The sequence below is a fragment of the Paracoccus sp. (in: a-proteobacteria) genome, assembly GCF_046289755.1.
In the GTDB taxonomy this organism is placed as follows: Bacteria; Pseudomonadota; Alphaproteobacteria; order Rhodobacterales; family Rhodobacteraceae; genus Paracoccus.
Genome location: NZ_JBKBVD010000076.1, coordinates 1 through 11,948 on the forward strand (window position 1 = coordinate 1; position 11,948 = coordinate 11,948).

At 67.0% G+C, this 11,948-nt stretch carries 12 protein-coding genes; 1 reads left to right on the forward strand and 11 read right to left on the reverse strand.

The genetic code is table 11. From position 1 onward, the window contains the following. Positions 1-3 precede the first annotated feature (3 nt). Positions 4-975, reverse strand: coding sequence for a TRAP transporter substrate-binding protein (locus ACK41U_RS18035; protein WP_409683268.1), 972 nt, complete (start codon positions 973-975; stop codon positions 4-6). A gap of 22 nt (positions 976-997) precedes the next feature. After that, entirely contained in the window at positions 998-2,404 is a 1,407-nt protein-coding gene (gene uxaC, locus ACK41U_RS18040) for a glucuronate isomerase (protein WP_409683271.1), read from the reverse strand. Between the two features lie 81 nt (positions 2,405-2,485). Here uxaC and ACK41U_RS18045 point away from each other — a divergent pair, with 81 nt between their 5' ends. After that, positions 2,486-3,181: a GntR family transcriptional regulator gene (locus tag ACK41U_RS18045; protein ID WP_409683273.1), complete on the forward strand. Its 696-nt coding sequence runs from the start codon at positions 2,486-2,488 to the stop codon at positions 3,179-3,181. Between the two features lie 40 nt (positions 3,182-3,221). Here ACK41U_RS18045 and ACK41U_RS18050 read toward each other — a convergent pair whose 3' ends face one another. The 9 genes from ACK41U_RS18050 to ACK41U_RS18090 form a co-directional block, all read right to left on the reverse strand. Next, a complete protein-coding gene (locus tag ACK41U_RS18050) occupies positions 3,222-3,356 on the reverse strand; it encodes a hypothetical protein (RefSeq protein ID WP_409683276.1) in 135 nt (44 codons plus the stop codon). 34 nt (positions 3,357-3,390) lie between these two features. Continuing rightward, a complete protein-coding gene (locus ACK41U_RS18055) occupies positions 3,391-3,756 on the reverse strand; it encodes a hypothetical protein (RefSeq protein WP_409683277.1) in 366 nt (121 codons plus the stop codon). Positions 3,757-3,843: 87 nt separating this feature from the next. Next, a complete protein-coding gene (locus ACK41U_RS18060; protein ID WP_409683280.1) occupies positions 3,844-5,349 on the reverse strand; it encodes a phospholipase D-like domain-containing protein in 1,506 nt (501 codons plus the stop codon). Positions 5,350-5,451: 102 nt separating this feature from the next. Beyond that, positions 5,452-7,002: a TRAP transporter large permease subunit gene (locus ACK41U_RS18065; RefSeq protein WP_409683282.1), complete on the reverse strand. Its 1,551-nt coding sequence runs from the start codon at positions 7,000-7,002 to the stop codon at positions 5,452-5,454. Continuing rightward, the gene (locus ACK41U_RS18070) at positions 6,999-7,502 is read right to left on the reverse strand and encodes a TRAP transporter small permease subunit (protein WP_409683297.1); all 504 of its coding nucleotides are present in this window, start codon (positions 7,500-7,502) and stop codon (positions 6,999-7,001) included. Before ACK41U_RS18070 ends, ACK41U_RS18065 begins: the two co-directional genes overlap by 4 nt. 51 nt (positions 7,503-7,553) lie before the next feature. Beyond that, positions 7,554-8,639, reverse strand: a complete 1,086-nt coding sequence (locus ACK41U_RS18075) for a TRAP transporter substrate-binding protein (protein WP_409683285.1) — start codon at positions 8,637-8,639, stop codon at positions 7,554-7,556. 57 nt (positions 8,640-8,696) lie between these two features. Beyond that, entirely contained in the window at positions 8,697-10,394 is a 1,698-nt protein-coding gene (gene hutU / locus ACK41U_RS18080) for a urocanate hydratase (RefSeq protein WP_409683288.1), read from the reverse strand. 1 nt (position 10,395) lies between these two features. Next, on the reverse strand, positions 10,396-11,199 hold the full coding sequence (hutG, locus tag ACK41U_RS18085) for an N-formylglutamate deformylase (protein ID WP_409683291.1): 804 nt from the start codon (positions 11,197-11,199) through the stop codon (positions 10,396-10,398). Then, positions 11,196-11,948: aromatic amino acid lyase (locus ACK41U_RS18090; RefSeq protein WP_409683294.1), on the reverse strand; the 753-nt coding region annotated here is incomplete at its 5' end. The genes hutG and ACK41U_RS18090, both read right to left, overlap by 4 nt.

The following is an 11,948-nucleotide window of genomic DNA, read 5'->3' on the forward strand; positions in this document are numbered from 1 at the left end:
GGCTTATTCGGTTGCGCGGATGCGCTCGACCAGATCCTGCGCCTCGGGCGAGGTCGCGTATTTCTCGTAGACCGGCGCCATGGCGTCGATGAACGGCTGCTTGTCGATCTCGCGCACGATCTCGGCGCCTGCCGCGATCACGCTTTCCTCGGAGGCCGCTTCGGCATCGGCCCACAGCTGGCGTTGCGTGGTCGAGGAATTCTTCGCCGCTTCACGCAGCACCGCCTGATCCTCGGGCGACAGACCGTCCCACGTGGTTTTCGACACGGCGACCAGTTCGGGCACCATCAGATGCTCGTCCAGCGTGTAGTATTTGGCGACTTCGGCATGGCCCGAGCTGTCATAGCTGGGGAAGTTGTTTTCCGCGCCGTCGATCACGCCGGTCTGGATGGCCGAATAGACCTCACCGTAAGGCATCGGCGTGGCGGTGGCGCCAAGCGCCGTCATCATGTCGACGAAGACATCGTTCTGGATGACGCGGAACTTCATGCCCGCCAGATCTTCCATCGTCGTGATCGGCTTTTGCGAGTTGTAAAAGCTGCGCGCGCCGCCGTCGTAATAGGCCAGCACGATCAGGTCGCGTTCCTCGAAGGCCGCGCCGATTTCCTCGCCGATGGGGCCGTCCATCACCGCGTGCATGTGATCCACATTGCGGAACAGATAGGGCAGCGAGAAGGTCTGCGTGACCGGCACGATGTCGTTGAACGTGCCGAACGAGGCGCGGACCATGTCGATCACGCCGAACTGGGTCTGTTCGATGGTGTCACGCTCTTCGCCCAGCTGGGCTGCGGGGAACACCTCGATGCAGACGCGGCCATCGGTCTTTTCGCGGACCTCTTCGGCCATCGCCTTGACGCCTTCGACGGTCGGATACCCGTCGGGATGCGTGTCCGAGGACCGCAGCGTGACCTCGCAGGCGGCGGCAAAGCTGGCAGAGGCCAGCAGGCCCGCCACGGTTGTCATCAGAAGTTTCATGTTATCCTCCCAGATATGGAACTCAGAGTTTGTAGGCCCGTTTGGCCAGGCCATAAGTCAGGTCATGTGCGACCTCGGATGCCTCGTCTTCCGCGAGGCGACCCGTGGCGACCAGCGTGGCCAGCCAGGAACAGTCCACCCGCCGCGCAACATCGTGTCGCGCGGGGATCGAACAGAAGGCGCGGGTGTCGTCATTGAACCCGACGGTATTGTAAAAGCCAGCGGTTTCCGTGGTCATCTCGCGGAAGCGGCGCATGCCTTCGGCGCTGTCGTGGAACCACCATGCCGGGCCAAGACGCAGGCAGGGCCAGACGCCCGCCAGCGGCGCCAGCTCGCGCGCATAGGATGTCTCGTCCAGCGTGAACAGGATCACGGTCAGGTCCGGCCGCATCCCCACCGCGTTCAGCAGCGGGCGCAGCGCGGTCACGTAATCGGTGCGACCCGGAATGTCGAAGCCCTTGTCGCGGCCATGGATGCGCATCACCTCGTCCGAGTGGTTGCGGCGCGAGCCGGGATGGATCTGCATGACCAGCCCGTCATCCAGGCTCATCCGCGCCATTTCGGTCAGCATATGGCCGCGGAAGGCGTCGGCTTCCGCGGCGCTGCAGTCACCGCGCAGGGCCTTGGCGAACAGGGCGGCGGCCTCCGCCTGCGGCAGATCCTCGGTCCGGGCCGAGGGGTGGCCGTGATCGCTGGAGGTGGCGCCATGGTCGATAAAGAACGCCCTGCGCGCGCGATGGGCATCCAGATAGCCCGCCCATGTGGTCGTATCAAAGCCGGTCTGCTGGCCCATCAGCGCGACATTGTCGGCGAATTCGGCCATATCCGGGTCGATCACGCCATCGGGGCGATAGGCGGTCAGCACCCGGCCCTGCCAGCCGCTTTCCGCGATCATCTTGTGCCAGCGCAGATCGTCGGTGGCGGCCTCGGTCGTGGCGATCGCCTCGATATTGAAGCGTTCGAACAGGGCACGGGGGCGGAATTCGGGCTGCGCCAGACAATCCGCGATATGGTCGTAATACCAGTCGGCGCTGTCTGCCGACAGGCGGCGGTCGATGCCGAACACATTCTGGAACGAATGGTCCAGCCACAGCCGCGACGGCGTGCCGCGCAGCAGGTGGTAGTTTTCCGCAAACAGGCGCCAGATCTTGCGGCCATCGGTCTCGGTCGCGCCGCCATCGACGCGGGGCACGCCCAGATCGGTCAGCGCCACGCCCTGCGAACACAGCATGCGGAAGACATAGTGATCGGGGGTGACGAACAGCTGCGCGGGATCGGGAAAGGGCTGATCCTCGGCAAACCAGCGCGGGTCGGTGTGACCATGCGGGCTGAGGATCGGCAGATCGCGGATCCCGTCATACAAGGCGCGCGCCAGATCGCGGGCGCGCCCCTCCTGAGGAAACAGCCGGTCCTCGTTCAGCAGCGCCATGCCATGCTCCTCCGACTCGCTTGCCATTGTGCTGATCAGCTAATATGCTAGTTTACAGAACCCGTCAACCGGAGCCTTCCGATGTCGATGCGCGAAATTGAAGCCTTGCCGCCGCTGGAGGAAAGACGGGCCCCCACCGTCACCAACCAGATCTTCGAGCTGCTCTATACGCGCGTCGTGAACCTGACCCTGCCGCCCGGCGCGAAACTGTCCGAGGCCGAGATGGCCGCCCAGATGGGCGTCTCGCGCCAGCCGGTGCGCGATGCGTTCTGGCGGCTGTCGCAGCTGGGTTTCATCAGCATCCGCCCGCAGCGGGCCACCACGGTCACGCCGATCTCGACCGAGGCGGTGATGCAGGCCTATTTCATCCGCAGTTCGCTGGAAGAGGCGACGATGAGGGTCGCGGCACAGCGGCTGGAACCCGGGGACTGGGACGCGCTGGACCGGATGATCGACCAGCAGGAGGCGGCCAGCAAGGCCGACGACCGGGCCGCCTTTCACGCGCTGGACGACCAGTTTCACCATGACATCTGCGCGGCAGCGGGGCTGGATTTCGTCTGGACGCTGGTGCGCGACAACAAGGGGCATATGGACCGCGCGCGCTATCTGTCGCTGTCCTACGGCAGCTCGACCGCGTATATCGAGCATCGCCGGATCGTCAGCGCCCTGCGCGCCCGCGACCCCGACGGCGCGGCGGCGGCGGTGCGCGAACATCTCAGCCATATCGAGGATATTCTGGCCCGCCTGCGCGTCGATCAGCCCGAGGTGTTTGGCTGACCGCGCCGCCGGATCGCGGCGCGGAGGCGGAGCGGCGGGTCTAGAAGACCAGCGCCGCGCCGCCGATCAGGGCGGTCATGATCGTGGCCATGATCACCCAGTGCCACAGCACATGCAGCGATGAGGTCTCTTTGACAGGGCGGGCAGGCCCCTCGGGTGTCGGGTCGGTGTCCATCGGTCTGTTCCCTTGTGTGATTTGAATCCGGCCCTCAGGCCGTCAGCACAGACGGAACAGGCGGCGCCCGCGCGGCGCCATGGGAAAACCGGCCCTGCACGGCCCCGCGCCCCGCGACCGGCACGACCTGCGCAAATGTGCCACAGCGCAGGGGCCATGACGGGGCCGCAGCCAGCAGGCCCGCACCACCGGCATGGCCTTCGGATGCGGGGGCGGGGGCAGGGTGCGCGCGGTCCAGCACGGCCTGCGCGCTGAGGATGATGCGGTCGATCAGCGGGTCGGTCGCGCTGCCCGCCGGGCCGGGCGTGGCCGGTGCGGTGATCAGAAATGCCAGCACGGACAGCAGCAGCATCAGCCCGCGCAGGGCTGGGACGGCTGGACGGATGCGCGGTGCCGGCATTCAGACCCTCAGACAGCGGTGCAGGCCCGGCACCGGCGGGACGATCGCTGATAGATAGCGCACAAAAAGGCCGGCGCAAGGACCGGATCAGTCCGCGCGCTTGCGCCCGTCGATCCCGGCCATGCGGCGCCAGCGCCGGGACCAGCCGCGAAACAGGCTGCGGCGGCTCAGCGGCTCGAAGATCTTGTCGGGGCCTTCTGGGTCCATGATCTCATTCTCGGCCAGCCATTCCTCGAACCCGTTCAGTTCGGGCAGCTCGTAGGGCACCAGCGTGCGCCCTGATCCGCGCGGACCGCGCGCGGACTCGATCATGTCGATCAGCCCGCCCTTTTCCGCCATATGGGGGGCTGTGTCGTCAGGGTCGAGGCCCAGATGCTCGGCCAGCAGCGCGGCCCGCAGGGCGGCGATGCGGTCCCGGTCGGGCGCGGCATCGGCGCGGTCCGCCGACAGCAGCACGTCGCATTCGCTGTCCAGCCGCATCGAGCGGTTGTTGAAATTCGATGATCCGACGCGCAGCCAGGTATCATCCACGATCATCACCTTGGCATGGACATAGATGTCGGTGCCGCCCGCCGTGACCGGGTGATACATGCGAAAGCGGTCCTTGTGATCCAGCCGCCGCAGCGCCTCGACCAGCCGGGCGCGGGCGGTGTCCATCGCCAGCGGCTCCAGCCAGCCCTGCGCCGAGACCGGATTCACGATCACGATTTCGGGCGGGTCGGGCTCGGTCAGGCGCCGCGCGATGGCCTGCGCGATCCGGCGCGAGGCGAAATACTGGCTTTCGGCATAGATGAACCGCCGCGCCCGCGCGATCAGGTCCAGATACAGCTGCTCGACCTCGTGGATCGGCTCGGTTCCCGGCATGGCGGGGCGGGTGCGGGCGATGGCCAGAGTCACATCGCGGAAGGTCGGCGTCAGCTGTTCGGGCCAGCAGTCGCGGATGTCGGTGACGGGCGGCAGCTGCTGGCCGGTGGCGGTGCGCCAGCGGTCGCGGGCCAGATCGCCAAGCGCGCGCGCCGCCGGACCGTCAAAGGCGGTGGTCGCGTCGTGCCAGGGCATGACCGGGCGCCCGGAGGGGTCGGTGCGGCGGGGATCGTCGTCCAGATGCTCGGGCGTGTCCCACCGGCCCACGGTCATGTCGATGCCGCCGCAAAAGGCCAGGCAATCGTCGATCACCACGATCTTGTGGTGGTGCGAGCTGGCCAGCGGGTGCTTGCCGTCCAGCCGCAGCGTGATGCGCGGATGCAGCTTCCAGCGCAGGATCGTCAGCAAGGTCGTGCCCCGGAACCACGACTTGATCGCGCCGGTGTCCCAGCGCAGCAGGCGGATCTGCAGCTCGGGGTTCTTGCGCGCCAGCCACAGCACGAAATCGCCAAGCCGGGCCGGGCCGCCCTCGTCGCCGGGCACCCCAAGTTCGATGCGGGCGTCGAAATCCCATCCGATCAGCAGGATCGAGCGGCGCGCCTGCGACATCGCCTGACGCACCGCGCGGAAGTAGTCATCCGCGTCCCGGATCAGGGTAAAGTGGCGGGTCTTTTCAATGCGCCAGCAGTTCTGGCCCGACCGTGCAAGGCGGTCGTCTGTCGGGTCCATGCCGTGCCATGCCTCCTCTGTCCCTCGTCCACCCGGACTTGTGGCCGGGCAGCCTGTGCAAACGCCGGACGGATGCGTGGCGTTCCACTGCGCGCACGCGCCTTACATGGCGGCGCCCGGCAGCCAGGTTCCGATCGCGGGCAGCAGCCAGATCAAGGCAATCGCCAGAATTTGCAAGCCGATAAAGGGTATCACACCGCGATAGATCATGGCGGTGGTAATTTCCGGCGGCGCCGCCCCGCGCAGATAGAACAGCGAGAACCCGAAGGGCGGCGTCAGGAACGAGGTCTGCAGGTTCACCGCAATCAGCACCGCCAGCCAGATCGGGTCGTGCCCCATCACGATCAGCGGCGGCACCAGCAGCGGCAGCAGGATCACCGCGATCTCGACGAAATCGAGGAAAAAGCCCAGCACGAAGATGAACGCCATGGCAAAGATCAGCGCGCCGGTGGCACCTCCGGGCAGCGACAGCAGGATCTGGGCGATCCGGTGTTCGCCCCCCAGCCCGACAAAGACCAGCGAGAAATAGCTGGCCATCAGGATGGTGGCAAAGATCATCGAGGTGACGGTCAGCGTCGAGGTCAGCACCGGGCCGAACACCCCCGCCCGCATCAGCCGCCAGCCTGCCGCCAGCACCGCCACCAGCCCGATCAGCGCCAGCACCGCATAGACCCCCGCCAGCGCAAACACCGCCGCCCCGGCATCGGAGCGCTGCACCCGCACCGGCCAGTTCCCCGCCAGAAAGGCCAGCGCCAGCAGCGCCGCGCCCCCGGCCCAGAGCAGCCAGCGCGGCATGCCGTGACGCCCGCCCGCCAGCAGCAGCGCGCCGATGGCGCCCACTGCCGCCGCCTCATTCGGCGAGGCGATGCCGCCCAGAATTGCGCCCAGCACCGCCACGATCAGCAGCACCGGCGGCACGATGGCGCCCATGATCGCGCGCAGTCCGGGGCGCTCGACCGTTTCGCGCATGGCGGGCGCGTCCTGGGGGCGGATCAGCGCGCGGATCAGGATATAGGCGATATACAGCCCGACCAGCAGCATCCCCGGCAGCAGGGCGGCGGCAAAGATCTGGCCCACCGACACCGTCTGGATCGAGAACAGCCCCTGCTGATACTGCGCCTGCTGAAAGGCCGAGGACATCACATCGGCCAGAATGATCAGCAGGGTCGAGGGCGGGATGATCTGCCCAAGCGTCCCCGAGGTCGCCACCATCCCCGCCGCCAGCGACGGGTGATAGCCGTTGCGCAGCATCGCGGGCAGGGCGATCAGCCCCATCGCCACCACCGTCGCGCCCACGATCCCGGTCGAGGCCGCCAGCAGCGCGCCCACCACCACGACCGAGACGCCAAGGCCCCCGCGCATCGAACCGAACAGGCGGCCCATCGTCTCCAGCAGTTCCTCGGCGATGCGGCTGCGTTCGAGGATGATGCCCATCAGCACGAACAGCGGAATCGCGGTCAGCACCGGGTTGGTCATCACGCCAAAGAACCGCTGTGCCAAGGCCCCCATCAGCCCGATATTGAACTGGCCAAGCGCCGCCCCCAGCAGGGCAAAGCCAGTGGCCACGCCCGCAATGGCAAAGGCCACCGGATAGCCGGTCAGGATCACGGCGATCAGCGCGCCGAACATGATCAGATCCAGCGGCAGGGTCATGCGGCACCGCCTTTCAGGCGCAAAACATCGCGGATCAGCGCCGACAGCCCCTGAATCAGCAGCAGCACGCAAAAGACCGGGATCAGCGTTTTCAACAGAAACGAGGCCGGGATGCCGCCGACGCTGATCGGCCCTTCAAGGATCGCCCATGACCGGGTGACCGAGGGCCATGACCAATAGAGCAGGATGACGATGCCGGGCATCAACAGCAGCAGATGCCCCAGAATATCGACCAGCGCGCGGCCCCGTCCGGACAGGCGGCCATAGAAGATGTCCACCCGCACATGCCCGCCGACCAGCAGCGTATAGCCCGCGCCGACCATGAAGATGGTGGCATGCAGATACAGCACCCCCTCGGACAGAAAGACCGAGGCATAGCCGAACACATAGCGCAGAATGACGATGGCGAACTGCAGCAGCAGCATCGCCAGCGCCAGCCAGCGCACCGTCAGCCCCGCGCCCCGGTTGATTGCGTCAAGCCCACAGGCCACTCGCTGCATGGTCACCCTCGTATCAGGGCCGGGCAGGGGGATGCCCCGCCCGGCTGCCGGTCAATAGTTGTAATCCAGTCCGCGCGCGATCATCTGGCCGCTGTCGGCATAGGGCATGTATTCGGCCATCAGCGTGCGGTATTCCAGAAAGCTTTCGGTGATGCGGCGCACCAGCTCGTCGCTGTCGTCGCGCAGATCGGCCACAACCTCGCCCATGGCATTGCCCATCGCGATCATCACCTCTTCGGGCAGCTTGCGGACCTGCACGCCGTGATCGGCGACCAGCTCGCGCAGCGCCATGGCGTGGCGGGTGTTGTATTCCGTCAGCACCGGGTTGTAGAGGCTTTCGCAGGCATAGGTGACGGCCTGTTTCAGATCGTCCTCAAGCTCGTTGAAGACATCCAAATTGACGCCGCATTCCTCGGCCGACGAAGGCTCGCCCACGCCGGGCCAGTAATAGTTCTTGGCCACCTGCTGCAGCCCAAGGGCTGCGTCCGACCACGGGCCGATGAACTCGCCCGCATCCAGCGCGCCCGATTGCAGCGCCTGAAACATCGCGGGTCCGGGCATTGCCTCGACCGCCATGCCCAGCCTGGTCGAGACCTCGGAATTCAGGCCGGTGGTGCGGTATTTCAGCCCGCGCAGGTCATCGACGCTGTTGATCTCGTTGCGGAACCAGCCCGCCCATTGCGGGCCCGAATTGCCGCAGAGGAACGGCTTCAGCCCGAAGCGGCCATACATCTCGTCATACAGCGCCTGTCCGCCGCCCTGCAGCATCCAGCCATGCTGTTCGATCGCGGTCAGGCCAAAGGGCTGGCTGCCGAACAGCAGGATGCCGCGCGATTTCGAGCCCCAATAGGCGGGCACCGCATGATACAGTTCTGCCGTGCCCTCGGCCACGGCATCGAAGACGCCGGGGCCGGGGACGATCTCGCCCGCGGCGAACAGCTCGACCTCGATCCGGCCACCCGACAGGGCGGTGATGCGGTCGGCCAGCATCTGGGCGGCGACGCCGGGTCCGGGCAGGTTGCGCGGCCATGCCGACACCATCCGCCATTGCCGCACGCCCTGCGCCAGCGCAGGCGCGGCAAGGGTCGAGGCCGCGGCACCGATGCCCGCAGTCGCCAGGAAAGCACGTCTTTTCATAGTCTCACCTCTCTGTTGTGGGGGCGGGCGCCGTTCGGCGGCGCCTCGGGTATTCGTTCAGTCCTTGAGGATCGCGGGCAGGTTCAGCCCGTGATCGCGCGCACAATCCAGCGCGATGTCATAGCCCGCATCGGCATGGCGCATCACGCCGGTCGCCGGGTCGTTCCACAGCACATTGGTCAGGCGCCGGTCGGCATCTTCGCTGCCATCGCAGCAGATCACCATGCCGGAATGCTGCGAAAAGCCCATGCCGACGCCGCCGCCGTGATGCAGGCTGACCCATGTGGCACCTGATGCACAATTCAGCAGCGCATTCAGCAGCGGCCAGTCGCTGACCGCGTCGCTGCCATCGGCCATTGCCTCGGTCTCGCGGTTGGGGCTGGCGACGCTGCCGCTGTCCAGATGGTCGCGCCCGATCACCACCGGGGCCTTCAGCTCGCCATTGCGGACCATTTTGTTGATGGCAAGGCCGGCGCGGTGGCGGTCGCCCAGCCCGATCCACATGATCCGCGCGGGCAGGCCCTGAAAGGCGATCCGCTCGCGCGCCATGTCCAGCCAGTTGTGCAGATGCGCATTGTCGGGGAACAGCTCCTTCATGCGCTGGTCGGTCTTGTAGATATCTTCGGGGTCGCCCGACAGCGCGCACCAGCGGAACGGCCCGATGCCCCGGCAGAACAGGGGCCGGATATAGGCGGGCACGAAGCCGGGGAAGGCAAAGGCGTTCTCCAGCCCCTCCTCCAGCGCGACCTGACGGATATTGTTGCCGTAATCCAGCGTCGGCACGCCCGCGTTCCAGAAATCGACCATGGCCGCGACATGGGTCTTCATGCTGGCCCGCGCGGCGCGTTCGACCGATTTCGGGTCGCTTTCCTGTGCCGCGCGCCATTGTGCCACGGACCAGCCGACCGGCAGATAGCCATGCACCGGATCATGGGCGCTGGTCTGGTCGGTGACCATGTCGGGGCGCGGGCCGCCCGCCTTCATCCGCGCGAACAGTTCGGGAAACACCTCGGCGGCATTGCCGATCAGCGCCACCGATTTGGCCTGACCCGAGGCGGTCCAGTCGGCAATCATCGCCAGCGCCTCGTCCAGACTATGCGCCTTGGCATCGCAATAGCGGGTGCGGATGCGGAAATCGGCCCGCGTCTCGTCGCATTCGACGGCCAGACAGCAGGCCCCCGCCATCACCGCCGCCAAGGGCTGCGCGCCGCCCATGCCCCCCAGACCCGCCGTCAGGATCCAGCGCCCCGTCAGATCGCCATCGTAATGCTGGCGCCCGGCCTCGACAAAGGTCTCGTAGGTGCCCTGAACGATGCCCTGCGTGCCGATATAGATCCAGCTGCCCGCCGTCATCTGGCCATACATGGCCAGCCCCTTGCGATCCAGCTCGTTGAAGTGATCCCATGTCGCCCAATGCGGCACCAGATTGGAATTGGCGATCAGCACGCGCGGCGCGTCCTTGTGGGTGCGGAACACGCCGACCGGCTTGCCCGACTGGACCAGCAGGGTCTGGTCATCTTCCAGCGCGCGCAGGCTGTCGCAGATGCGGTCGAAATCCTCCCATGTGCGGGCGGCCCGGCCGATGCCACCATAGACGACCAGCTCATGCGGGTTTTCGGCCACATCGGGATGCAGGTTGTTCATCAGCATCCGCAGCGGCGCCTCGGTCAGCCAGCTTTTCGCGCTGATTTCCGTGCCGGTGGCGGGATAGATGTCGCGGGCGTTGTGGCGGGGGTTGTGCGGGGGGGTGGTCATGTCAGGACCTCAGCTTGGGGGCCAGATCGGCCAGACGGTGCAGGATGGCGGCCAGCACGGGGCGCAGCGCATCGGCGCGCACCGGATCATAGGCATAGGGCGCGACCTCGGAGGCCAGATGCGTGGACTGCGCCAGCTCCATCTGGATCGCGTGCAGCCCCTCGGACGGGCGGCCATAATGGCGCGTGGTCCAGCCGCCCTTGAAGCGGCCGTTCACGGCCATGGTCCGGCCTGTGGCGGCGCAGATGTCGCGGGCGGCGGCCTCGATGCGCGGATCGCAGGCGGCGCCGTCCGCCGTGCCGATGTTGAAATCGGGCAGGGTGCCCTCGAACAGGAACGGAATCCGCGACCGGATCGAGTGGCAGTCATAGAGGATCGCCACCCCGTGCAGATCGCGCACCCGGTCCAGTTCCGCCGCCAGCGCCGCGTGATAGGGGGCGTGGAAGGCCGCGCGGCGGGCCTCGATGTCATCGGGAGGCGTCTCGGCGGGCGCGGTCCAGATCGGATCGCCGTCGAAATCGGTCATCGAGACAAGGCCGGTGGTGTTCTGCCCCGGATAGAGGCTGGCGCCCGAAGGCGGGCGGTTGGCGTCGATGACATAGCGGTGGAACTTCGCCGCCACCATGGTCGCGCCCGGCAGCAGCCCGTCATAGAGCCGGTCCAGATGCCAGTCGGTATCCGACAGCGTGCGCCCGCGATCGTTCAGCCGGGCGGCGATATGGTCGGGCAGAAAGGTGCCGGAATGCGGCAGGCCCAGCACCACCGGGCTGTCGCCCCGGATCACGGAAATCAGCGGATCGGTCATGGTGCCAGCCCCTCCAGTTCTGCGGCATCAATCAGGGTGCCCGCCGCGACCATCTGCGCCATTGCGGCCAGATCGGGGGCCAGAAAGCGGTCGCCGTCCAGCGGCGGCACGCGGTCATGGATCGCGGCAATCACCGCCTGAAGGCGCGCCGAGGTCAGCAAAGGCGCGCGGAACCGGATGCCCTGCGCCGCCGCCATCGCCTCGACCCCCAGAATGACGTCGAGGTTGTCGGCCATGCGGCCAAGGCGGCGGGCGCCATGGGCGGCCATGCTGACATGATCCTCCTGATTGGCGCTGGTGGGGGTCGAATCCGTCGAACATGGATTGGCCAGATGCTTGTTTTCGCTCATCAAGGCGGCGGTGGTGACCTCCGCGATCATCAGCCCGCTGTTCAGCCCCGGATCGGGGGTCAGGAAGGGCGGCAGGTCATGCGACAGCGTCGGATCGACCATCAGCGCGACGCGGCGCTGCGCAATCGCGCCGATCTCGGCCAAAGCCAGCGCGATCTGGTCGGCGGCGAAAGCCACCGGCTCGGCATGGAAATTCCCGCCCGAGACGATCTGCCCGTCCTCCAGCACCAGCGGGTTGTCGGTCACCGCATTGGCTTCGGTCTGCAAGGTGGCGGCGGCATGGCGCAGGATGTCCAGCGCCGCGCCCGCGACCTGCGGCTGGCAGCGGATGCAATAGGGGTCCTGCACGCGGCTGTCGCCCTCGCGGTGGCTGTCGCGGATCTGCGATCCGGCCATCAG

What these genes read in the sequence shown, in the direction of transcription:
- ACK41U_RS18035 (WP_409683268.1), bottom strand. Translation starts at nt 975, where the DNA reads ATGAAACTTCTGATGACAACCGTGGCGGGCCTGCTGGCCTCTGCCAGC.
- uxaC (WP_409683271.1), bottom strand. Translation starts at nt 2,404, where the DNA reads ATGGCGCTGCTGAACGAGGACCGGCTGTTTCCTCAGGAGGGGCGCGCC.
- ACK41U_RS18045 (WP_409683273.1), top strand. Translation starts at nt 2,486, where the DNA reads ATGTCGATGCGCGAAATTGAAGCCTTGCCGCCGCTGGAGGAAAGACGG.
- ACK41U_RS18050 (WP_409683276.1), bottom strand. Translation starts at nt 3,356, where the DNA reads ATGGACACCGACCCGACACCCGAGGGGCCTGCCCGCCCTGTCAAAGAG.
- ACK41U_RS18055 (WP_409683277.1), bottom strand. Translation starts at nt 3,756, where the DNA reads ATGCCGGCACCGCGCATCCGTCCAGCCGTCCCAGCCCTGCGCGGGCTG.
- ACK41U_RS18060 (WP_409683280.1), bottom strand. Translation starts at nt 5,349, where the DNA reads ATGGACCCGACAGACGACCGCCTTGCACGGTCGGGCCAGAACTGCTGG.
- ACK41U_RS18065 (WP_409683282.1), bottom strand. Translation starts at nt 7,002, where the DNA reads ATGACCCTGCCGCTGGATCTGATCATGTTCGGCGCGCTGATCGCCGTG.
- ACK41U_RS18070 (WP_409683297.1), bottom strand. Translation starts at nt 7,502, where the DNA reads ATGCAGCGAGTGGCCTGTGGGCTTGACGCAATCAACCGGGGCGCGGGG.
- ACK41U_RS18075 (WP_409683285.1), bottom strand. Translation starts at nt 8,639, where the DNA reads ATGAAAAGACGTGCTTTCCTGGCGACTGCGGGCATCGGTGCCGCGGCC.
- hutU (WP_409683288.1), bottom strand. Translation starts at nt 10,394, where the DNA reads ATGACCACCCCCCCGCACAACCCCCGCCACAACGCCCGCGACATCTAT.
- hutG (WP_409683291.1), bottom strand. Translation starts at nt 11,199, where the DNA reads ATGACCGATCCGCTGATTTCCGTGATCCGGGGCGACAGCCCGGTGGTG.